The sequence below is a fragment of the Micromonospora sp. NPDC048169 genome (assembly GCF_040652815.1).
Lineage (GTDB): Bacteria > Actinomycetota > Actinomycetes > Mycobacteriales > Micromonosporaceae > Micromonospora.
Genome location: NZ_JBEZMS010000021.1, coordinates 21,272 through 42,144, shown reverse-complemented (window position 1 = coordinate 42,144; position 20,873 = coordinate 21,272). Strand labels below are relative to the sequence as shown.

Annotated in this window: 26 protein-coding genes; 12 read left to right on the top strand and 14 right to left on the bottom strand. The window is 72.5% G+C overall.

What is annotated here, in order from left to right; genetic code table 11:
• Positions 1-70: 70 nt before the first annotated feature.
• Together cydB and AB0D28_RS18970 are read right to left on the bottom strand one after the other, a co-directional pair.
• Positions 71-1,069, bottom strand: a complete 999-nt coding sequence (cydB, locus tag AB0D28_RS18975) for a cytochrome d ubiquinol oxidase subunit II (RefSeq protein WP_357387380.1) — start codon at positions 1,067-1,069, stop codon at positions 71-73.
• Positions 1,070-1,086: 17 nt separating this feature from the next.
• Complete coding sequence (locus AB0D28_RS18970) at positions 1,087-2,496, bottom strand: cytochrome ubiquinol oxidase subunit I (protein WP_357387378.1); 1,410 nt, start codon at positions 2,494-2,496, stop codon at positions 1,087-1,089.
• A 228-nt stretch (positions 2,497-2,724) separates the two neighbouring features.
• Here AB0D28_RS18970 and AB0D28_RS18965 point away from each other — a divergent pair, with 228 nt between their 5' ends.
• Both AB0D28_RS18965 and AB0D28_RS18960 read left to right on the top strand, forming a co-directional pair.
• A complete protein-coding gene (locus AB0D28_RS18965; protein ID WP_357387376.1) occupies positions 2,725-3,495 on the top strand; it encodes a lysophospholipid acyltransferase family protein in 771 nt (256 codons plus the stop codon).
• 62 nt (positions 3,496-3,557) lie between these two features.
• Entirely contained in the window at positions 3,558-4,208 is a 651-nt protein-coding gene (locus AB0D28_RS18960; protein ID WP_357387374.1) for an NAD(P)H-dependent oxidoreductase, read from the top strand.
• Between the two features lie 130 nt (positions 4,209-4,338).
• Here the strand turns inward: AB0D28_RS18960 and AB0D28_RS18955 are convergent, their stop codons facing one another.
• Positions 4,339-4,707, bottom strand: coding sequence for a DUF4180 domain-containing protein (locus AB0D28_RS18955; protein ID WP_357387372.1), 369 nt, complete (start codon positions 4,705-4,707; stop codon positions 4,339-4,341).
• The gene (locus AB0D28_RS18950; protein WP_357387370.1) at positions 4,700-5,152 is read right to left on the bottom strand and encodes a helix-turn-helix domain-containing protein; all 453 of its coding nucleotides are present in this window, start codon (positions 5,150-5,152) and stop codon (positions 4,700-4,702) included. The genes AB0D28_RS18955 and AB0D28_RS18950 overlap by 8 nt, the downstream gene beginning before the upstream one ends.
• A gap of 88 nt (positions 5,153-5,240) precedes the next feature.
• Between AB0D28_RS18950 and AB0D28_RS18945 the strand changes: the two genes are divergently transcribed.
• The 3 genes from AB0D28_RS18945 to AB0D28_RS18935 all read left to right on the top strand — a co-directional run bounded on the left by AB0D28_RS18945 (position 5,241) and on the right by AB0D28_RS18935 (position 8,211).
• Positions 5,241-6,008, top strand: coding sequence for a glycerophosphodiester phosphodiesterase family protein (locus AB0D28_RS18945; RefSeq protein WP_357387368.1), 768 nt, complete (start codon positions 5,241-5,243; stop codon positions 6,006-6,008).
• 20 nt (positions 6,009-6,028) lie between these two features.
• Positions 6,029-7,426: an MFS transporter gene (locus AB0D28_RS18940; RefSeq protein ID WP_357387367.1), complete on the top strand. Its 1,398-nt coding sequence runs from the start codon at positions 6,029-6,031 to the stop codon at positions 7,424-7,426.
• A 110-nt stretch (positions 7,427-7,536) separates the two neighbouring features.
• Positions 7,537-8,211 carry a thymidine kinase gene (locus AB0D28_RS18935; RefSeq protein ID WP_357387485.1) on the top strand — a complete coding sequence of 225 codons (675 nt, stop codon included), beginning with the start codon at positions 7,537-7,539 and terminating at the stop codon, positions 8,209-8,211.
• 3 nt (positions 8,212-8,214) lie between these two features.
• Here AB0D28_RS18935 and AB0D28_RS18930 read toward each other — a convergent pair whose 3' ends face one another.
• A complete protein-coding gene (locus AB0D28_RS18930; protein WP_357387365.1) occupies positions 8,215-8,673 on the bottom strand; it encodes a hypothetical protein in 459 nt (152 codons plus the stop codon).
• Positions 8,674-8,849: 176 nt separating this feature from the next.
• Here AB0D28_RS18930 and AB0D28_RS18925 point away from each other — a divergent pair, with 176 nt between their 5' ends.
• Entirely contained in the window at positions 8,850-9,221 is a 372-nt protein-coding gene (locus AB0D28_RS18925) for a VOC family protein (protein WP_357387363.1), read from the top strand.
• A 66-nt stretch (positions 9,222-9,287) separates the two neighbouring features.
• On the opposite strand, the gene AB0D28_RS18920 is transcribed toward AB0D28_RS18925, so the two are convergent.
• Positions 9,288-10,277: a tyrosine-type recombinase/integrase gene (locus tag AB0D28_RS18920; RefSeq protein ID WP_357387361.1), complete on the bottom strand. Its 990-nt coding sequence runs from the start codon at positions 10,275-10,277 to the stop codon at positions 9,288-9,290.
• A gap of 84 nt (positions 10,278-10,361) precedes the next feature.
• Here AB0D28_RS18920 and AB0D28_RS18915 point away from each other — a divergent pair, with 84 nt between their 5' ends.
• A complete protein-coding gene (locus AB0D28_RS18915) occupies positions 10,362-11,375 on the top strand; it encodes a YafY family protein (RefSeq protein ID WP_357387359.1) in 1,014 nt (337 codons plus the stop codon).
• Positions 11,376-11,380: 5 nt separating this feature from the next.
• Here AB0D28_RS18915 and AB0D28_RS18910 read toward each other — a convergent pair whose 3' ends face one another.
• The 4 genes from AB0D28_RS18910 to AB0D28_RS18895 all read right to left on the bottom strand — a co-directional run bounded on the left by AB0D28_RS18910 (position 11,381) and on the right by AB0D28_RS18895 (position 13,476).
• On the bottom strand, positions 11,381-11,815 hold the full coding sequence (locus AB0D28_RS18910; RefSeq protein WP_357387357.1) for an Hsp20/alpha crystallin family protein: 435 nt from the start codon (positions 11,813-11,815) through the stop codon (positions 11,381-11,383).
• A gap of 74 nt (positions 11,816-11,889) precedes the next feature.
• Complete coding sequence (locus AB0D28_RS18905) at positions 11,890-12,399, bottom strand: GNAT family N-acetyltransferase (RefSeq protein WP_357387355.1); 510 nt, start codon at positions 12,397-12,399, stop codon at positions 11,890-11,892.
• On the bottom strand, positions 12,396-12,923 hold the full coding sequence (locus tag AB0D28_RS18900) for a DUF2087 domain-containing protein (protein WP_357387353.1): 528 nt from the start codon (positions 12,921-12,923) through the stop codon (positions 12,396-12,398). The genes AB0D28_RS18905 and AB0D28_RS18900 overlap by 4 nt, the downstream gene beginning before the upstream one ends.
• A gap of 64 nt (positions 12,924-12,987) precedes the next feature.
• Complete coding sequence (locus AB0D28_RS18895; protein ID WP_357387351.1) at positions 12,988-13,476, bottom strand: GNAT family N-acetyltransferase; 489 nt, start codon at positions 13,474-13,476, stop codon at positions 12,988-12,990.
• A 108-nt stretch (positions 13,477-13,584) separates the two neighbouring features.
• Between AB0D28_RS18895 and AB0D28_RS18890 the strand changes: the two genes are divergently transcribed.
• The 3 genes from AB0D28_RS18890 (at position 13,585) to AB0D28_RS18880 (ending at position 15,176) form a co-directional block, all read left to right on the top strand.
• Complete coding sequence (locus AB0D28_RS18890; protein ID WP_357387349.1) at positions 13,585-13,890, top strand: hypothetical protein; 306 nt, start codon at positions 13,585-13,587, stop codon at positions 13,888-13,890.
• A 13-nt stretch (positions 13,891-13,903) separates the two neighbouring features.
• Positions 13,904-14,722: a TIGR04222 domain-containing membrane protein gene (locus tag AB0D28_RS18885; protein WP_357387347.1), complete on the top strand. Its 819-nt coding sequence runs from the start codon at positions 13,904-13,906 to the stop codon at positions 14,720-14,722.
• Positions 14,723-14,867: 145 nt separating this feature from the next.
• Positions 14,868-15,176: a hypothetical protein gene (locus AB0D28_RS18880; protein ID WP_357387345.1), complete on the top strand. Its 309-nt coding sequence runs from the start codon at positions 14,868-14,870 to the stop codon at positions 15,174-15,176.
• Between the two features lie 62 nt (positions 15,177-15,238).
• Here the strand turns inward: AB0D28_RS18880 and AB0D28_RS18875 are convergent, their stop codons facing one another.
• Positions 15,239-16,810, bottom strand: a complete 1,572-nt coding sequence (locus AB0D28_RS18875) for an MDR family MFS transporter (protein WP_357387343.1) — start codon at positions 16,808-16,810, stop codon at positions 15,239-15,241.
• A gap of 62 nt (positions 16,811-16,872) precedes the next feature.
• A complete protein-coding gene (locus AB0D28_RS18870; RefSeq protein WP_357387341.1) occupies positions 16,873-17,490 on the bottom strand; it encodes a TetR family transcriptional regulator in 618 nt (205 codons plus the stop codon).
• A 334-nt stretch (positions 17,491-17,824) separates the two neighbouring features.
• Here AB0D28_RS18870 and AB0D28_RS18865 point away from each other — a divergent pair, with 334 nt between their 5' ends.
• The gene (locus AB0D28_RS18865; RefSeq protein ID WP_357387339.1) at positions 17,825-18,361 is read left to right on the top strand and encodes a DUF1062 domain-containing protein; all 537 of its coding nucleotides are present in this window, start codon (positions 17,825-17,827) and stop codon (positions 18,359-18,361) included.
• Positions 18,362-18,406: 45 nt separating this feature from the next.
• On the opposite strand, the gene AB0D28_RS18860 is transcribed toward AB0D28_RS18865, so the two are convergent.
• Positions 18,407-19,594: a macrolide family glycosyltransferase gene (locus tag AB0D28_RS18860; protein WP_357387337.1), complete on the bottom strand. Its 1,188-nt coding sequence runs from the start codon at positions 19,592-19,594 to the stop codon at positions 18,407-18,409.
• A 110-nt stretch (positions 19,595-19,704) separates the two neighbouring features.
• Here AB0D28_RS18860 and AB0D28_RS18855 point away from each other — a divergent pair, with 110 nt between their 5' ends.
• Positions 19,705-20,298 (top strand): TetR/AcrR family transcriptional regulator, encoded by a 594-nt coding sequence (locus AB0D28_RS18855; protein ID WP_357387335.1) that lies wholly within the window; start codon positions 19,705-19,707, stop codon positions 20,296-20,298.
• A 29-nt stretch (positions 20,299-20,327) separates the two neighbouring features.
• On the opposite strand, the gene AB0D28_RS18850 is transcribed toward AB0D28_RS18855, so the two are convergent.
• The gene (locus AB0D28_RS18850; protein WP_357387333.1) at positions 20,328-20,789 is read right to left on the bottom strand and encodes a tetratricopeptide repeat protein; all 462 of its coding nucleotides are present in this window, start codon (positions 20,787-20,789) and stop codon (positions 20,328-20,330) included.
• Positions 20,790-20,873 lie beyond the last annotated feature (84 nt).

The window sequence follows — 20,873 nt, the reverse complement described above, 5'->3', positions numbered from 1 at the left end:
CCCTTGGACGCCCCGCGGGGCCGGTGCGACCCCCTCGCACCGGCCCCGCGCCCCTGCGCCCACAGGTCGATCAGTGTTGCGGGATGTTCTGTACCCCGATCCGGCGGCGGAACACCCAGTACGTCCAACCCTGGTACGCCAGCACGATCGGCGTGAACACCACTGCCACCCACGTCATGATCTTCAGGGTGTACGGGGTGGACGCGGCGTTGGTGGCGGTGAGCGTGCCGGCCGCGTCGAGGGTGGACGGCATCACGTTCGGGAACAGCGCGGCGAACAGCGTCGCCACGGCCAGCGCGATCGCCACGGCGGTGCCGGTGAACGCCCAGCCCTCCCGGCGTACCTTGGCCGCGGCCAGACCGCCGAGCAGGGCGAGGGCGGCACCGACGGCGAGCACGACGGCGGCGGCGCTGGAGCGGATGCTCAGCGACCAGCTCAGGAACGCCACGGCGGCCACGGCGGTGCCGACGCCGAGCTTGACGGCGAGGGCGCCGGCGCGCTCCCGGATGTCACCGGTGGTCTTGAGCGCCAGGAACACCGCGCCGTGGGTGAGGAACAGCCCCAGCGTGGTCAGGCCGCCGAGCAGCGCGTACGGGTTGAGCAGGTCGAACAGACCGCCGACGTACTCGTGGTCGGCGTCCAGGGGCACGCCGCGGAAGATGTTCGCGAACGCCACGCCCCACAGCACGGCCGGGATCGCCGAGCCCCAGAAGATGGCCTGGTCCCAGCGGCGCTTCCAGGACGCCTCGGGCCGCTTGTGGCGGTACTCGAAGGCGACGCCGCGGGCGATCAGGGCCAGCAGAATGAGCAGCAGCGGCAGGTAGAAGCCGGAGAACAGGGTGGCGTACCACTCGGGGAAGGCGGCGAACATGGCGCCGCCGGCGGTGATCAGCCACACCTCGTTGCCGTCCCAGACCGGGCCGATGGTGTTGATCAGGACGCGGCGCTGCCTGTCGTCGCGGCCGAGCACCGGCAGCAGCATCCCGACGCCGAAGTCGAAGCCTTCGAGGATGAAGTAGCCGGTGAAGAGCACTGCTACGAGGAGAAACCAGACGGTCGTCAGTTCCACGGTTGGGCTCCGGGGTGTCAGTAGGCGAACGCCAGCGGGCGCTCGGCGTCGTCGGTGTCGTCGTCGGTCTGCGGGGTGACGTCCGGGACGCCGGCGCGGGCGTAGCGGACCAGCAGCTTGAACTCGACCACCGCGAGGACGGCGTAGATGAGGGTGAACGCGGTGAAGGAGGTGAGGACCTCGGTCAGGGAGACGCTGCGGGACACGCCGTCGCGGGTGAGCATCTCGCCGAAGACGATCCACGGCTGGCGGCCCATCTCGGTGAAGATCCAGCCGAAGGAGTTGGCGAGCAGCGGCAGCACGGGCATGACCAGGCCGGCGCGCAGCAGCCACTTGCTGGTGGGGGTGCGGCCCTTGCGCTGGCTCCAGAGCACCAGCAGCGCGATCGCGGCGGCGGCCAGCCCGAAGCCGATCATGAAGCGGAAGCTCCAGTAGGTGACCGGGATGATCGGGGCGTAGTTGCCGGGGCCGTACTGGCTGGCGTACTGGGCCTGGAGGTCGTTGATGCCCTGCACGGTGCCGTTGGGGTCGCCGGTGCCGAGGAACGACAGCAGGTACGGGATCTTGATGGCGAACAGCTCGCGGCTGCCGTCGAGGCTGCCGACGGTGAGCACGGAGAACGAGGCGGGGCTCTCGGTGGTGTAGAGGCCCTCGGCGGCGGCCATCTTCATCGGCTGCACCTCGGTCATGATCTTGCCCTGGATGTCGCCGGTGAGGATGACGAGCGCCGAGGAGACCAGGACGACCCAGGAGCCGAGCTTGGTGGCGAAGCGGTACGCGCCGGTGTCGGCGCTGTCGCGGTTGCGCATCACGTGCCACAGGCCGACGGTGACCATCAGCGACCCGGCGACCAGGAACGCACCGGCCAGGGTGTGCGGGAAGGTGATCAGGGCGACCTTGTTGGTGAGCACGGCGACGAAGTCGGTCAGCTCGGCGCGGCCGCTCTCGGGGTTGATCCGGAAGCCGACCGGGTTCTGCATGAACGAGTTGGCGGCGAGGATGAAGTACGCCGACAGGTTGGTGCCGATCGCGGCGGCCCAGATCGAGGCCAGGTGCAGGCGCTTGGGCAGCCGGTCCCAGCCGAAGATCCACAGACCGATGAACGTGGATTCGAGGAAGAACGCGACCAGGGCCTCGATGGCCAGCGGCGCACCGAAGATGTCGCCGACGAAGCGGGAGTAGTCGCTCCAGTTCATGCCGAACTGGAACTCCTGCACGATGCCGGTGACCACACCCATCGCGAAGTTGATCAGAAACAGTTTGCCGTAGAACTTGGTGAGTTTGAGGTACCGCTCGTTGCCGGTGCGGTGCCACATGGTCTGGAGGATCGCCACCAGCACGGACAGGCCGATGGTCAACGGCACGAACAAGAAGTGGTAGACGGTGGTGACACCGAACTGCCAGCGGGCGACGTCCAACGCGTCCACCTGAAAACCCCCAGCTGCGCATACTACGAGACGTAGTAGATACTACTCGTCGTCGTAGGGAGACCAGCAGGGCCGCAGGGCCCCACCCGGCCCGGGACCAATGACCCTGATCACCCTTGCCGGAGGACCTGCGGTCCCGGGCTCACCCTTGCCGGAGGACCCTGCGGTCCCCGGATCACCGTGCCCGGGTGCCGGGATCGCCCTGGCTCGTGCGACCATCCAGCGTTGATGAACAGCACCCCCTGGCGCGCGCCGCTGCTGTGGCGGGCCGCGCAGACGCTCGCCTGCGCCGCCGTCAGGCTGGTCGGCCGGCTGGAGGTCACCGGCGACGTGCCCGACGCGCTGCGCCACGGCCCGCTGGTCCTGGCCGCCAACCACATCAGCCCGTTCGACCCGGTGGTCCTCGCCGCCGCCTGCCGGGTCCGGCGGGTCGCGCCCCGGATCATGGCCACCGGCGGGCTGTTCCGCACCCCGGTGATCGGGGCGCTGATGCGCCACGCCGGGCACATCCGCGTCGACCGGGGCACCGCCGCGGTGCACCGGTCACTGGAGGTCGCCGCCGAGGCGGTGGCCGGCGGCTCGGTGGTGCTGGTCTACCCGGAGGGGCGCATCGGGCTCGACCCCGGCATGTGGCCCGAGCGGGGAAAGACCGGCGCCGCCCGGCTCGCCTTCGCCGGCGGCGCCGCTGTGGTGCCGGTCGCCCAGTGGGGCTCGCACGAGGTGCTGCCCTACCGGGCGCCCAAGGGGATGCTGCGCGCGGTCGCCCGGGCGATCGTCCGCCGGCCCGCCATCAGGGTGCACTTCGGCGCCCCGGTGCCGCTGGACGACCTGCGCTCCGGCTCCCCCGGCGCGGCCCGGCAGGCCACCGACCGGATCATCGACGCGATCACCGACGACCTGGTGGCGCTGCGCCCCGACGAGCCGGACCTGCCACGCCACGTCGACCCGGGGCGGCCCGTCGAGACCACCCGCGCCCACCGCCGCCACCGCGCCGGCTGAGGCATCCCGGCCCCGGTGGCGGGTATCAAGTCCCGCACCCTTTGGGCGGAGAGGACCTGGTCATGACCACTGTCCGAGCACTCGTACTCAACTGCACCCTGAAGCGTTCCCCGGCGACGTCCAGTTCACAGGTGCTCGGCCAGGAGGTGCTCGACGCGCTGGCCGATCAGGGCGTCGACGGCGAGATCGTCCGGGTGGTCGACCACGACGTGCGCTTCGGGGTCTCCGTCGACGAGGGCGACGGAGACGGCTGGCCCGACATCCGTGCCAAGCTGCTCGCCGCCCAGATCCTGATCATCGCCACGCCGATCTGGCTCGGTCAGCCCTCGTCGGTGACCAAGATGGTCCTCGAACGGTTGGACGCCGAGCTGTCCGAGACCGACGAGCAGGGCCGCCTGCGCACCTACGGCAAGGTCGGCGGGGTGGCCGTGGTCGGCAACGAGGACGGCGCGCACCACACCATCGCCGAGGTGCAGCAGGCCCTCAACGAGGTGGGGTTCACCTGCCCGGCCGCCGGGGCCACCTACTGGGTCGGGGAAGCGCTGCACAAGACCGACTACATCGACGCCCGCCCCAAACCCGACACGACCGGCCGCACCACCGCCGCGCTGGCGCTCAACAGCGCCCACCTGGCCCGGCTGCTCGCGGAACAGCCGTACCCGCCACCTGGATCCCGTGACGCAGGCACCGGCACCAGCAGCCACCCGGGCTGACCCGGCACACCCCAACCCCGACCTCGGCCCGCTCCCGCCCGTCGACCTTGCAGTTGGTGCCCCGGCAAACCCGGCGAAACACCCCTGACGAGGGCCGCAAGTGCAAGATCGGCGAGGTGGGGCGGGTGGGTCAGGTGGTGTTGCGCAGCCGCTCTTCGAGCGCGTCCAGGTCCGGCACGAACCACACCTGGTCGTGCCGGTTCGACTCGGCCACCAGCGCGCGCAACGCGCCGCTGCGCTCCAGGTGGGCGGAGATGTCACCGACGACGGCAAGGCGCAGCCGGTAGTTGACGAACTTCTGCATCACCTCACCGGCGAAGCGGGTGCCGAGGGTGAAGAAGGCGGGGTCGAGCCGGCCGGCCGGCACCGCGACCACTGTCGCGCCGAGGAACGCCGCGCCGATCAGGTCCAGCGCGTCGCGCTCGGTGGCGATCGGCGGGCCGTCCGGGTCGCAGACCAGCACCTGCTCGCCGGCGCGCTCCTGCATCAGGTCAGCCATGGTCGCGCTCCCCGCCGCCGAGCAGGCCGTTGCCGCCGTCGAGCACCCCGTCGAGCAGGCGCAGCAGGTCGGCGGTGGCGGTGAGGTCGCCCAGGATCATGATGGTCATGCGGTGCCGCTCCTCGTCGTGGACCGTCTGCACGCGCAGCGGACGGTCCGGGTCGTGGTGGGTGTTCACGCCGGCCAGCACCAGCGTGGCGAGCCGGTCGGCGGCGGTCCGGTCGACGCCGTCGAGGCGGACGACGCTGGACACCTCCGCTCCCGGCGCCGAGGCGGCCGGGGCAGGCCGGCCGGTCAGCGCGTCCAGGTCCGCGCGGGCGATCCGGTACTGCTTACCGATCCGGGTGGCCCGCAGCCGCCCGGATCGGATGTAGCCGCGCACGGTGCGCACGTGCAGGCCGAGCAGGTCCGCGACCTGCTCCACCGAGTACATGTCGTTACTCATCGCACCCTATGTTAATCGAGTTAGGGAACGATAGGGAATTTCAACGCCCGGCCATCTGCGGGCCACCCCGGGCGGGCATACTGCCCGCGTGCAGCCCCGTCACGGCTACCTCGACGCGCCCGCGCCGCTGGCGTTCGCCCACCGCGGCGGCGCGGCCGACGGCGACGAGAACACCACCGCCGCGTTCGCCCGTGCCGTCGCCCTCGGCTACCGGTACGTGGAGACCGACGTGCACGCCACCGCCGACGGCGTGTCAGTGGTCTTCCACGACCCGACGCTGCGCCGCGTCACCGGCGAACAGGGCCGCATCGCGGACCTGCGCTGGGCCGACCTGTCCTCGGTGCGCGTCGGCGGGGCCGCCCTGGTGCCCCGCCTGGACGAGGTGCTCGACGCCTGGCCGCAGGTGCGGTTCAACATCGACGTGAAGGCCGACGGGGGCGTGGAACCCACTGTCGCCACCGTCACCCGGGTCGGCGCGGGCGGCCGGGTGCTGCTCGCCTCGTTCAGCGACGCCCGGCTGGCCCGGCTGCGGGCGCTGGCCGGGCCGGAGGTCGCCACCAGCCTCGGCATGCGCGGGGTGGCCCGGGTGCGGCTGGCCTCGCTGCACGGGCGGCCCCTGCGGCTGCCCCCGTCCGTGGTGGCCGCGCAGGTGCCGGTCTCCTTCGGGCGGCTGCCGGTGGTCGACAGGCGGTTCCTCGCGTACTGCCACCGGATCGGGTTGCAGGTGCACGCCTGGACGATCGACGAACCTGCCCAGATGCACCACTTACTTGATCTTGGTGTGGATGGCATCATGACCGATCACGTCAGCGTGCTCCGTGACGTCTACCGCAGTCGCGGCCACTGGGCCGCCTGACCCCCCGAGGACGACCCCCGATGGCCGATACGGTCACCCCCGCCGTCGCCGACCCCGCCGGACCGGGCAGCACCCGCCGCGAGCGCACCGGCTGGTACTTCTACGACTGGGCGAACTCCGCGTTCCAGACCACAGTCATCACGGTCTTCCTCGGGCCGTTCCTCACCACAGTCACCGAGCTGGCCGCCGGCTGCGAACTGGGCGCGGACAGCTGCGACGGCGCGGTGTACCCGCTGGGCATCAAGGTCGCCGCCGGCTCGTTCTACCCGTACCTGATCTCGCTGTCGGTCTTCCTCACCGTGTTCGTGCTGCCGGTGGTCGGCGCGATCGCCGACCGGTCGGCGCACAAGAAGCGGCTGCTCGCCGCCGCGGCGTTCACCGGCGCCGGCGCGACCATCGCGTTCGCGTTCGTCACCGGCGAGCGCTACCTGCTCGGCGGCGCGCTGTTCCTGATCGCGAACATCTCCTTCGGCGCCGCCGTGGTCGTCTACAACTCGTTCCTGCCGCAACTGGGCGGCCCGGACGAGCGCGACGGCATCTCCAGCCGCGGCTGGGCCATCGGTTACCTCGGCGGCGGGCTGCTGCTCGCGCTGAACCTGGTCGCCGTCACCATGCTCAGCGAGGAGGGCAACGCCCAGCGCACGCTGGACCTGGCCCGCTGGTCGATCGTGTCGGCCGGCGTGTGGTGGGCCGCGTTCACCCTGGTCCCGCTGCGCTGGCTGCGCGAGCACCCGACCGAGGCGGCCCGCCGGGGCGGCAGCGGTGTCAACGTGCTCACCGACGGGTTCCGGCAGCTCGGGCGCACCCTGCGGGAGATCAAGACGTACCCGCTGACGCTGTACTTCCTGCTCGCGTTCCTGGTCTTCAACGACGGCATCCAGACCGTCATCACCCTGGCCAGCCAGTACGGCACCGAGGAGCTGCGGCTGGAGCAGAGCACCCTGATCGTGACCATCCTGCTGGTGCAGTTCCTCGCCTTCGGCGGCGCGCTGGCCCTCGGCGCGCTCGCCAAGCGCATCGGCGCCTGGAAGACCGTGCTGCTGTCGCTGGTGCTCTGGACCGGTGTGATCATCGCCGCGTTCCGGCTTCCCGCCGAGGCGCCCGTACCGTTCATGATCCTCGGCGGCTGCATCGGCCTGGTGCTCGGCGGCAGCCAGGCCCTGAGCCGGTCGTTGTTCAGCCAGCTCATCCCGGCCGGCAAGGAGGGCGAGTACTACGGCTTCTACGAGATCAGCGACAAGGGCACCAGCTGGCTCGGCCCGCTGGCGTTCGGCCTGGTCTTCCAGCTGACCTCGTCGTACCGGGTGGGTCTGGTGTCGCTGCTGATCTTCTTCGTGGTCGGTTTCGCGCTGCTGGCCGCCGTGCCGATGCGCCGGGCCATCATCGCCGCCGGCAACACCCCGCCCCGGGTGCTCTGACCCGCCGTGCCCCGGCGGGTGGATCATCGCGGGCCTGATCGGGCGTCGTCGATCGGCTAGGCTGCCCCGACGTGACCGACGACGCCGCCCCGACCTGCCTGGCCCGCCCCCTGCCGGGGCCCGGTGACGACCGAGCCGCCGGCTGCGCCGCCGCGCGCGGCGTCGACGGCCGGCCGCTGCACGCCGCCGCGCTGAAGTTCTTCTGGGGGCCGATGGACTGCGGCAAGTCCACCATGGCGTTGCAGATGAACCACAACCACGCCCGGCAGGGCCGCCGCGGCCTGGTCACCACCCGCATCGACCGCTCGCTGGGCCCGCAGGTCACCACCCGCATCGGCCTGGCCCACGAGGCCGTCGAGGTCACCGACGACCTCGACCTGCGCGTCCTGGTCCGCGACGCGTGGGCCGAGGGGGTACGGGTGGACTACCTGATCTGCGACGAGGCGTCGTTCTACAACCTCGAACACATCGAGCAGATGGCCGAGCTGGTCGACCGGTTCGACGTCGACGTCTACGCGTTCGGCCTGGCCACCGACTTCCGCTCCTGCCTGTTCCCGGCCGCGCAGCGGCTGTTCGAGCTGGCCGACGAGGTGGCCCGCATCCAGGTCGAGGTGCTCTGCTGGTGCGGCCGGGAAGGGCTGCTCAACGCCCGCGTGGTGGACGGCCGGGTGGTCCGCGAGGGCGCGCAGGTGGTCATCGGCGACACCGTCGACACCGCCGACGTGCGTTACCAGGTGCTCTGCCGCCGCCACTACCGCGCAGGCGACCTCGGCCCGCGCGCCTGAGCATCAGAAGGGATCCCCGCACACCCGCCAGCCGCCGCCCTCCGGTACCACCGGCAGCTCACGTTCCTCGCTGCCGCCGCCGTCGCGGTTGATCCGCACGAGCACCGTCCCGTGCGGCCGGCCGGACCGGGTCGCCACCGAGACGTCGACGATCTCGTATCCGCTGACCTGCGGCGGCGTCCGCACCCAGCTGCCGAAGCCGGCCTTGCTCCACTTGCCTCGGGCCTCGGCGCACAGCCGCTCGTACGCCGCGTCGGTGTCCCCGGACGCGACGTCACGGAAGAACCCGTCGGCGGTCTCCCGCACCGGCCCGTCGGCCTGGAACACCACCTGCGCGTTCCACACCGCCAGCCCGGCCACCCCGATCAGGCAGGTGCCCACGCCGAGACCGGCGATCAGCACGCCCGCGCGTAGCGGCCGGCGACGCCGGGCCGGGTGGTGCCAATCCCGCTGCCTGCCCATCACCGACGACGCTAGGCAACCGGGCAGCGGCGCGCAGGCAGTTACGGCGCGCAGGTCACTCCGTGTCGCCCGGTTAGACGGTCGGTGCCGCGTGTCGGTGAGTCGTTTCCGCTCTCAGCTCGGCCTCGCCGTCATACCTGACGACAGGTGGCAGGTATGCACGGCAGACTCCCGGCATGACCAGTCACGCAGACATCGCCATGATCAACCTGGACAGCTCCGACCCCGCCGCACACGCGGCCTTCTACGCCCACGCGCTCGGTGGGGAGATCACCCACAGCGAGGCCGAGTACGCGATGATCACCAAGGACGGCACGTCGATCGGCTTCGGCCTGGTGCCCGGCTTCGCGCCGCCGGCCTGGCCGGACGAGAGCGGCGACAAGCGCTACCACCTCGACCTCTACGTCGACGACGTGACGGCCGCGGAGAAGGATCTGGTGGCGGCCGGGGCGACCCGGCCCGGTTTCCAGCCCGGCGGTGAGCGGTGGACCGTCCTGCTGGACCCGATCGGGCAGCCGTTCTGCCTCTGCCCCCGTCCGCAGGGCTGACCGTCAGCGATGCGGGCCGCGAACCACCGCGGCCCGCATCGCTGCCGGGTCACCCGCTCCGACGGCTCAGCCGCGCCGGCGGGCCCGAGCAGCCCAGATGGTGTACGCCGGGTCGCGGTCCAGGTTGTGCCGGTCCCGGTCGTAGCGGCGGGTGGTACGCGGATCGGCGTGCCCCATCGCGTCCTGCACGTCCTCCAGCGGCACCCCCTCGGAGCGGGCCGTGGTGGCGAACGCGTGGCGCAGCGAGTGCGGCGACAGCTTCGCCCACGCCGCGATCCCGGCACGTTGCGCCAGCCGTCGCACCAGCCGGAACACGGCATGCCGGTCCAGCCGCCCGCCGGTGGCGGTGATCAGCAGCGGGCCGGTCAGCTCCGGCACCGTGACACCCTGCGCGGCGGCCCGTACGGCCAGATAGGCGTCGACCGCGTACGCGGTGCCCGGGGTGAGCGCGCGCCGGCGTACCTTGCCGCCCTTGCCGACGAAGCGGACGCTGCGGTGACCGCGTTCCGTGCCCAGGTCGGACACGTCCAGCGCGACCAGCTCCCCGACCCGCAGGCCCAGGTCGGCCAGCAGCGCGACGGCGGCCCGGTTGCGGGCGGCGGCCGGACCGGTGTCGGCGTCGGCGGCGGCGATCAGCGCGTCGACCTCCTCGGGGGTCAGGCCGACGGTGGCGGAGTGGTCCCGGTCCACGCGCGGGCGGTCCGCCGCCGACACCGGGTTGGCCGCCATCGCGCCCAGCTTGACCAGGAAGTCGTACCAGCTCGACAGCGCGGACAGCCGGCGCGCGACGGTGGCCGGGGTGAGCGGGCGGCCGGCCCGGCCGCGGGGGGTGGACTCCAGTTCCCGGCCGTAGGCGTTGACGTCGAGGAAGGTCGCCCGCAGCGGGTCGAGCCCACGCTCGGCGCACCAGCTCAGCCAGCCGGTGACGTCCCTCCGGTACGCGTCGCGGGTGTGCTCGGACAGCCGCCGGTTGCGCAGCCACGCCTCGGTGACGTCGGCCGGGCCGGCGGGCAGGGCGGCGGTACGGGCGCGGGGCAGCACCTCGGGGCGAAGCATGTGAGAAAGGTTCTCAGTAAGTGGGGGGTTTGGCGACGAGGCGCGCCCGTCCCCGGTCACCCGGGTCCGGGTTAGCGTCACCGGGTGCGTGCCAGCCGGCTGGTCTCCCTGCTGTTGCTCCTGCAGACCCGGGGGCGGATGACCGCCCAGGAACTCGCCGACGCCCTGGAGGTGTCGGTGCGGACCGTCTACCGCGACGTCGAATCGCTCGGCGCCGCCGGAGTCCCGGTGTACGCCGATCGGGGGCCGGCCGGCGGATACCGGCTGCTGGAGGGCTATCGGACCCGGCTCACCGGGATGACCGGCCCAGAGGCCGAGGCGCTGTTCCTCGCCGGCCTGCCCGGCCCGGCCGCCGAACTGGGACTGGCGTCGGTGGTGGCCGCCGCCGAGCTGAAGGTGCGCGCCGCGCTCCCCGGTGAGCTGGCCGACCGCAGCGGCCGGATCCGGCAGCGGTTCCATCTGGACGCGCCCGGCTGGTTCCGGCACCCGGAGGCCACCCCGCACCTGGAGACGCTGGCCGGCGCGGTCTGGCGGGACCGGCTCGTGCGGCTGCGGTACCGGCGCTGGCGTGCCCCACGGGAGGTGACCCGGCTGGTCGCCCCGCTGGGCGTGGTGCTCAAGGCGGGCCGCTGGTATCTGGTGGGCCGCTGCGAGGAGCAGATACGCACCTACCGGGTCGGCGCGGTGCTCGACGCCGAGGTCACCGCCGAGCCGTGTGCGCGGCCCGACGACTTCGACCTGGCCGCGTACTGGCGGGAGTGGACCGCCCGCTACGAACGCGACGTCTACCGTGACCAGGCCCGCATCCGGCTCACCGTGGCGGCGCTGGAGTTCATGCCGTACGTGTTCCCGCCGGAGATGAGCCGCGCCGCCCGGGCCGCAGCCGGTGAGCCCGGCCCGGACGGATGGCTGGAGACCACAGTGCCGATCGAGTCGGTCCGGCACGCCCACACCGAGTTCCTGAAGCTCGGCGCGGAGGTCGAGGTGCTGAGCCCGGCCGACCTGCGCGAACGGTTCATCGCGACCGCGCACGCACTGACCCGGCTCTACGGCGACGCGGGGTCGGCCGGTGCTCCGGCCTCCCCCGCGTCGGCGTGACCTGCTCAGACGGTGGTGAGCTGACGGCGGCCGTTGCCCTCGGCGGGCGTGCTGACCGCGATCCGGCGCGGCTTGGCGCGCTCGGCGATGGGGATGCGCAGCGTCAGCACCCCGTTGTCGTAGCCGGCCTCCAGCCGGTCGGTGTCGAGCGTGTCGCCCAGGAACAGCTGCCGGGTGAACGTGCCCATCGGCCGCTCGGCGGCGACCAGCTCGACGTTCTCGCCGGTGGGGCGGCGCCGCTCGGCGCGGACGGTCAGCACGTTGCGCTCGACGGTGCAGTCGATGCTGTCCGGGTCCACGCCGGGCAGGTCGAACGCCGCGTAGAAGTGGTCACCGTCGCGGTAGGCGTCCAGGTGCATCACGGCGGGCCGGGCGGTGGTGCCGAAGAACTGCTCGGCGATCCGGTCGATCTCGCGGAACGGGTCGGTACGCATCAACATGGCTCTTGCCTCCTCGGTTCTCCTGGCCCAAGGTCTCAACTTGAGTCTTGGAGACTCAAGTTCCTGCTTCTGTTTTAGCGCGCCCCCGCCACGTCGTCAACCCGGCCCGCGAGCGCCTTCTCGAACCAGTGCTGGGCGTACGGACCGCTGCTGAAGGCGGGGATCTCCCGGTAGCCGAGCCGGGCGTACAGGGCACGCGCCTCGACCAGATCCGAGCGGGTGTCCAGCCAGATCCGCCCCGCACCGCCGGCGACCGCGTACGCCTCGATCGCGCCGACCAGCGCCGCGCCGCCCCCGGCGCCCCGGTGCTCCGGGCGCACGTACATGCGGGTCAGTTCGGCCCAGCCCGGCTGCCACCTCAACCCGGCGCACCCGGCGAGCCGTCCGTCGCGGCGGGCCAGCACCAGCAACCCGGTCGGCGGGGTCAGGTCGTCGCTCGGGTTCTCGGCCAGCGCGGCGTCCACCTCGTCGGGCTGCTCCGGGCGGCCGTACCAGCGGCGCACCATCTCGGCCATGTACTCCCGCAGCATCAGCGTGGCGTCCGGCTCGTCGGGGAGCGCGAGCTGCGTGCTCCAGCCGCTCACGGGCCGGTCCGCCAGTAGACGCCCTGCTCGCGGGTGAGCAGCATGTCGTCGATCAGGTAGCGGCGCAGCGTCACGTGGTCGGCCTCGCCGCCCTCGCACCACCGGCGCAGCGCGTCGTCCACCTCGCGCTCCGGATAGCGCCGCCCCGGCTCGAAGGCGCGTTCGGTGATGTGCTCCAGCAGGACGCGGCGGCGCCCCCGCTGCGCGGGCAGCCGGGTCAGCGCGCCGTCGCGCAGGAACGTGCGCAGGATCGTCTCGCGCGGGTTCGCGGCCGGGCCCGCCGGTGCCGCCACCCCGGCCCGGGCGAACTCGCGCAGCCGCTCGGCGTCGACCCGTAGCCCGCCGCCGCCGTCGTCGAGCACACCGGCGTCGGTGAGACGGCGTACGGCCACTGCGGCGTCACGGGCGGGCAGCCCGGTGCGGGCCACCACGGCCGGCACGTCGCGGGCACCGAGCACGATCGCGGCGAACACGGTCCGGCGACGCTCGTCGGCGAGCGCCCCGGCGAGGGCATGAGCGGTCATGGCGGGCAGCCTGTCAGCAACCGCCGGATCCGGCGAGGCGTTTTCCGGTCACCGCCGCCGCGGTTCACAGCCGCCGGTGCATGACGTGCAGCCCGACCCGTCCCCGCGTCGGGTGCGCGAACGCCTCCGGCACGGTGCCGACCACGGCGAAACCCAGCCGCCGGTACAGCTCCACGGCCGCCGTGTTGGTCTCCACCACGGCGTTGAACTGCATCGCGGCGAAGCCCTGCCGGCGGGCCCAGTCCAGCGCCTCCGCGCACAGCGCCCGGCCCACACCCCGCCCGCGGGCCTCCGCCGCGACCATGAAACTCGCCGTCGCCACGTGCGATCCCGGCCCGGGCCGGTTCGGGCCCATCTTCGCGGTGCCGCGCACCACGCCGTCGTGGTCCACCGCGACCGAGGTACGCCCCGGCGGGCGCTCCACCCACACCTCGCGCGCCGTCTCCGGCGGCCAGTCCGGGTCGTACGCGAACGTGTCGGCGGTGGCCAGAACGTCGGAGAGAATCGGCCAGACGTGAGCCCAGTCGGCGTCGGTGTAGTCACGGATCCGCATCGCGAGGGAGGCTAGCCGCCGGCCCGGCCGTCCGGCCAGCGGTTTGCGTCCACCCGGCCGAGGGTCGCGGGGCATCGACGGCACGCCGATGCGGTCCATCATGGGCAGGTGGCCGAATCAGTCGCCGGCATCGATCGGAGCGAGGCCGCCGCACCCGGTGGCCCGCCGCCCGCCGGTCCGCGTACCGTCGCGCCCCTGGTCGTGGGCCGGTCGGCACCGTCGTGCTGCTGTCGCTGGCCGGCCGCTACGACGGCGCGGCGGTGGTCCTGGTCGCCGCGATCGCCCGGCAGTTCGGCGCCGGCCGGGTCGACCAGACGGGCCGATGTGGACAACGGCGAGCCGATCTTCCTGGGCCGGGGCCTGCGGCGTCGGTGGTCCCAGATCTGGGACACCGAGGTACGCCACGGCTCCTGAGATACTTGCCGTCATGCTCTGGGGAGTCAGCGGGCCGATCTTCCTCCTCGACTACCTCGGCGCGGTCGCCGTGGCAGTCGTGATCGCCCTGGCGGTACGCGAACTGACCGGCCGCCGTACCCGGGGCGCGAGGCCCGACCGGGTCGAGTTGGCGTACCTGACCGACCGGGCGCTGCTGGCCTGCCAGGTGGGGGTGGCGGCGCTGCGCCGCGCCGGCGGGGTCGAGGTCGGCGAACTCGCCACCCTTCAGGCGCAGGGGCGGCCACCGGCCGGGTCGCCCGCGCTGGTGCGCGCCCTGCACTCCGCGCTGCGCCGCCCGCAGACCTGGGCGGCCGTGCTCGCCGACCCGGAGGTGGGCCGGGCGCTGCGCCGTACGGTCGGGCGGCTGGTCCGCGACGGCTGGCTGCTCACCCGGGCGCAGCGGCGGCGGATCGCGCTGGGCACGGTGCCGCTGTTCGCGGTGGCCGCGGTCGGGCTGACCCGGCTGGTGGACAGCGCGGTGGAGGGGCGTTCCGCCGGCGGTCCGGCCTCGGTCGCCGGGCTGCTGCTGTGCTGCCTGGCCACCGCGCTCGGCGGCTGGTGGCTGACCGAGGTGCCGGAGACCGGCGCCGCCGCCCGCGCGCTGCTGCGGCGGCTGCGCCGCGAACACGCCGACCTGGACCCGGAGCGCCGCCCGGTCTGGCAGGGCCGGGACACCGACACGCTGCTGACCGGCATGGCCCTGTTCGGCCCCCGGCCGCTGCTGGCCGTGGACCCGGCCTTCGCCGTGCAGGTCGGGGTCGACCCGGAACGCGACCGCCCTCGCCCCGACCGCAAACCCGCCCGCCGCTGACCAGCCCCCCCATTCGGGCCGATCATGAAGTTGGCGGTGCTAGGTGTCCGTTTTGCCCGGCTCAACGTCATGATCGGCGGGGTGGGTGGGGCGGGCCGCGGCACCGGCCGGGTTTCCTTGTCTTGAGCGCCGGGAAGGCTCGGGCATGGCCGAGACATTCGTGAGCGAAGACCTGAAGACACTGCAGGCGATTGCGCGCGGGGCCGGCATGCAGGAGGTCGACCGCCTGTCGCCGGACCAACTGGTCGAGGCGCTACGCCGCGCCGGGGTGACGAACGGTACGCAGGACCAGTGGCCGCCCCAGCCGGTCGAGGATCCGGCGCACCTGGCCGGGCTGCCCCGCAGCTCGCTGACGCAGGGCGACGAGAGCACCGGCGGACGCGCCGCCGAGGAGGCGATCGGTGCCATGCCCGGCGAGTCCGGCACCGAGATCAACGACCGCACGCAACGCTGACCGTACGCACAAGGGGCCGCCCCCGGTGATCCCGGGGGCGGCCCCACGCCCGCTCGGACGCCTCAGTGCGTGCCGGCGGCGGCCGCCGCCTCCTCGCGGGCCCGGCGCTCGTCGCCGCTGAGCGTGTTCAGCGGCTTCTCCTTGATGAACAGCACGACGATCAGGGCGAGCAGCGCGAAGGGCGCGCCGATGAGGAACATCTCCGACGTGGCGATGCCGTAGACGTCCTGCACGATGCGCAGCACCGGCTCCGGCAGGGTGGACAGGTCCGGCACCTCGGCCGACCCGCCGCCGGCCGCGACCGGCCCCAGCCGCTCGACGGTCAGCGAGGTCACCCGGTTGGCCAGGACCGCGCCGAGCGCGCTGACCCCGACCGCGCCGCCCATGCTGCGGAAGAACGTCAGCACCGAGGTGGCCGCGCCCAGCTCGGCGGCCGGCACGTCGTTCTGCGCGGCCAGCACCAGGTTCTGCAGGAGCATGCCCACGCCGACACCCAGCACCGCCATGTGCACCGACAGCACCGGCACGCTCGTGTTCGCGTCGATGGTGCTCAGCAGCAGCATGCCGACCGTCATCACCGCGGCGCCCGCCACCAGGAACATCTTCCACCGGCCGTACTTGGTGATGAGCTGGCCCGCGACGGTGGAGGAGACCAGCAGGCCGAGCACCATCGGCAGGCTCATCAGGCCGGCCACCGTCGGCGACTTGCCCAGGGAGGTCTGGAAGTACTGCGACAGGAACACGGTGCCGCCGAACATCGCCACGCCGACGAGGATGCTGGCCACTGTGGTGAGGCTGACCGTTCGGTTGCGGAAGATGCCCAGCGGGATGATCGGCTCCTCGGTGCGGGCCTCCACGAACACGGCGAGCGCGAGCAGCGCCAGCCCGCCGCCGACCAGAAGGGCGGTCCAGCCGGAGGCCCAGTCGAACTTGTTGCCGGCCAGCGACGACCAGATCAGCAGCGTGGACACGCCCGAGGTGATCAGCAGGGCGCCGAGCCAGTCGATGCGGACCTTGCGGCGGACCACCGGCAGGTGCAGCGTCTTCTGCAGCAGCGCGATGGACAACAGGCTGAACGGCACGCCGATGAGGAAGCACCAGCGCCAGCCGAGCCAGGACGTGTCGACCAGGACACCGCCGATCAGCGGGCCGGCGATGGTGCCGACGCCGAAGACGGCGCCGAAGATGCCGGCGTACCGGCCCAGCTCGCGCGGCGGGATCATGGCCGCCATGACGATCGTGGCGAGCGCCGTCATGCCGCCTGCGCCGATGCCCTGGATGACCCGGCTGAGCAGCAGCATCTCCACGTTCGGGCTGAAGCCGGCGACGAGCGAGCCGACCACGAAGAGGCCCAGGGACAGCTGGATCAGCAGCTTCTTGCTGTAGAGGTCGGCCATCTTGCCCCACAGCGGCACCGTCGCGGTCATCGCCAGCAGCTCGCTGGTGACGATCCAGGTGTAGACGGTCTGGCTGCCGTTGAGGTCGGCGATGATCCGGGGCAGCGCGTTCGCCACCACCGTCGAGGCGAGGATCGCCACGAACATGCCGACCATCAGGCCGGACAACGCCTGGAGAACCTCCCGGCGAGACATCCGCGTACCCGCCTCGGCGGGCGCGACAGTGGCGGTGGTCATCGAACTCCTTGTCGTGTGCACGTGCGAGCGGCCGCGCGACTGCGGCCGCCGGTACGAATGGGTCAGGTCGCGGCGTGCGGATCGGGCAGGCCGGCGGCGACGGCGGCGAACGCCTCGGCGGTCAGCTCGCGCAGTGTCGTCGTGTCGGGTCGCTCGACCCACTGCATCAGGGCGGTACGGAGGACCGCGCCAGCCACAGTGGTGACGAGCGTCGGGTGGCCATGGCACGGGTCGAGGCCGAGCCGGGCGGCCACCGCCGCGACGATCACCTGTTCCGTCTCCGCGTTGCCACTGATCAGACGCGGAAGCAGCGACGGGTTCGCCGCGATCACCCGCAGGCGCAGCAGCCACACCTCCCGGTCCGCCTCGACGGCCTCGACCACGTCGTCGAAGGCCAGGCGCAGCGCGTCGAACGCGGACAGCTCCGGCGGCGCGGCGACGATGCGGGCCGCAAGCACCTCGCGGTCGGTCGGCTGGTCGCCGAGCAAAGCCTCGTCCTTGCTGGGGAAGTAGTTGAAGAAGGTACGGGCCGACACGTCGGCGGCCTCGCTGATCTCCTCCACCGTCACCTGGTCCAGGCCGCGCTCGGCGACCAGGCGCAGCGCGGCGGCGCTGAGGGCGGCGCGGGTCTGGCGCTTCTTGCGGTCACGCAGGCCGGGGCGGCTCTGATCCGGGGTCACGCCACGACTCTACGAGCGATCTTGCAGAGAGTGCAAACTTTTAGTGAGTGAAGTGACGGGCGACGCATCGCGGCGGCGCCGGAAAACGGGTTGAGAGCGGTTCCGGACGTCCTGTACGTTTCCCCGCACTCCCGTCGCAGCGAAGAAGGACGATTCCGCGTGACCCCTCCTGCTCTCTAGAACCTGACACGTTCCCCACGCCTGTAGCCGGCCGTTGCGCGCCGGCTCCCCGGGCTGCCCTCGCGCGCCCGGCCACAGCGTCCGAGGCCGCGCGTAATCGGCCTCGCGTCAGGTCTTCAGAGATCAGGTCTCCATGTCATCCCAACCTCATATCGTGCTGCCCTGGGTCGTACGCCGGACCCGCCTTCCGCTGCTGTCGCTGCGCTGCGTCACCTGCCGGGCGGAGTCGGCCACCGCCGCCCGGGGCAGGTTCCGCGTCAACGCCAACGGCAAGATCCTGGACGTGTGGCTGCTGGTGCACTGCGTGTCCTGCGACCGGACCAGCAAGCTCACCGTCCGCGAGCGGGCGACCGTCAGCTCGTTCGACCCCGTCGAGCTGCACGGCCACCAGCTCAACGATCCCGCCCTGGTGGCGGCCACCCTGCTGGACCCGGCGTTCGCCCGGCGCTGCCGCTTCACCCTGGACTGGACCGACGCGTGGACGGTGGACGCGCCCACGGTGCCGCTGGACGGCTGGCCGGTTCGGGTGGACGTCACCTTCGACGATCCGGTGCCGGTACGCCCGGACCGGCTCATCGCCAACCGGTTCGGCCTCACCCGGCCCGAGGTGCTGCGCCGGGTCAAGTGCGACATCCCGTTGAAGCGTCCGACGAGCACCGCGTTCACCTTCACCGTGCTGGCGGAGGACTGAGCGAGGCGTGGTCGCGGCGGGATCCCACCGCGACCACGCCGTGTCTCACCCGCGGCGCGCCGCGCTGAGTTCGGCCTCGATCAGGTCGGCGGCCCGGTCCGCGCCCCCGGCGGCGCGGGCCTGCCGCTTCAGCTCGGCGCTGCGGGCCACCACCGCCGGGTCCGAGGTGAGGGCCAGCAGCGTCGCGCGCAGCTCCGCGGCGGTGACGCCGGCCGAGTCGACGACCCGGGCGACGCCGAGGGCGGCCAGCTGCTCGGCGTTCGCGAACTGGTCGGCCGCCTGCGGTACGGCGATCATCGGGGTCCCGCAGTAGAGACCTTCGCTGCTGCCGCCCATGCCGGCGTGGGTGACGAAGGCATCCGCCTGTTCCAGGACGGCCAGCTGCGGTACCCACCGGTGGACCTCCACGCTGTCCGGGACGGGACCGAGCTCGGCCGGGTCGACGTGCGTGCCGATCTGCAGCACGGTGTGCCAGCCGGGCAGGTCGCCGAAGGCGGCGACGCAGCGGCGGTAGAACTCGGGCCGCCGGGTGAAGGCGGAGCCGAGCGAGACGAGCAGCACCTTCTCGGCGTGCTCCGGCCGTACCCAGGAGCCCTGGTCGGCGCGGTCGCCCAGGACCGGGCCGACGAAGCTGTAGACCGACCGGTCCACCCGGTCGGCGTTTGGCTGGAGCGCCTCCGGCGGCAGGACGAGGCTGCGGAGCGGCCGTCCCTGGAACGCCATGCTGTCGGTGACAGACGAACCCTCCGTGGTCAGCCATGCCGTGAACCGTCGGTAGTAGTCGGCGCCGCGCGGATCGGCCCGCATCGCCTCGACCACGGGTGCCATCTCCTGCTCGTAGCCGTCCCAGGCGACGAACGTCGAGGAGAGCTGTACGGCCGGAATCCCCCACTGCTCGCCGAGCAGCCGGGCCGGCGCGCCGGCGATGTCGTAGAGGAACAGGTCCGGCCGGTCGTCGTCGTAGGCGGCCCGCAGCTGCGGCAGCATGGCGATCGCGTCGTCGAGGAAGAGCGTGAGCTGCTCGATCGGGTCGTCGGTGCCGGCGCCGCCGTCGGCGGGCAGCGTCGAGGCGTACGGCTTCAGCTCCGCGCCGGTGGCCTGGATGACCTCGGCGAAGGCGGGGTCGTTGGCGTAGGTGACCCGGTGGCCGCGCCGCACGAGGGTACGAATGATCTCCAAGCTCGGGTTGACGTGGCCGTGGAACGGAATGCTGACCATGGCGATGTACGGCACGGGGTCTCCTGAGATTTCGCTGAGACGAGACGTTGCGTCTCGCCACAGCAGAGCACGGGGCCGCCATCCCCGTCAAGACGACACGTCTCGTCTCGTTGTAGGCTCGCGGCGTGATCCCGCAGCCCACCCGCCGCAACGAGCAGTCCCGCCGCGCGATCCTCGCCGCCGCGCTGGAGCTGCTGACCGAGACCGGCTACCCGGCCCTGACCGTCGAGGCGATCGCCGCCCGCGCCGGAGTCGGCAAGCAGACCATCTACCGCTGGTGGCGTGGCAAGGGCGCGGTCATCCTGGACGCGCTCGCCGACGACATGCCGGAGGTCATCGCCCTGCCCGACACCGGTGACCTGCGGGCCGACCTGCGTCAGGTGCTCCGGGCAACCGTCGCCGAGTTCGCCGATCCACGGCTGTCCGCCACCACCCGCGCCGTCACCATCGAGACGCTCGCCGACGAGGACCTGGCCGCCCAGGCGCGCGACCGGCTGCTCCGTCCCCAACTGAATGCGGTCCGCGTACGCCTGGAGGCCGCCCGCGAGGCCGGCCAGGTCCGCCCCGACGCTCCCCTGGACCTGGTGGTGGAGTTGTTGTTCGGCCCGCTGTACCACCGTTGGCTGCTGCGCAACGGCCCACTGACCGACGACTACGCCGACGGCATCGTCGACCTGGTGGTCGCCGCCGTCGCCCCGTCAGCGAGCGCCCGCGGCTAGCCAGTCGCCTGCGGCCTGTCGCGGGCGGCCTATCCGGCGGCCAGTTTCTGCGACATCCGGTCGAGTCCGTCCCGTATCAGATTCCCGTAGCCGTCGTCGCCGAGCGCGCCGATCCTCTCCCGGGCCCGCCGGAGGTAGTCCCGGGCCTGGTCGAGTTCGCCGAGCTTGCGGTGGCACTCCGCCAGGTTGAGATGCAGCGACGGGTACAGCCCGGCGACCGACATCGGCACCCCGGCCTGCGCGACCCGCTCGTCGGTGAGCAGGTCGGCCGCCGCGAGCGCCCGCCGGTCCCAGACAAGCTCCTGGCGTACGTCGTCCTGCACGTCGGCCATCGCGTGCGCGAGGACGCAGACGTGCAGGGGGTCGCCCTGTTCCCCGCCGATCTCGTCCCAGATCCGGGCGAACAGGTCGCGGGCGTCCTCCCGTCGGCCGTGCTGGTGGTGCATCTGTACGCCGTCGTTGATCCGGGTCAGCGTCGCGTCGAACACCATCGCCTGCTCCCTGGGGTCGGCTGCGGTGGCGTGATCGTACGCCGACAGCGCCCACGGAGCCTGCGCGCACATAACTGTCATTAT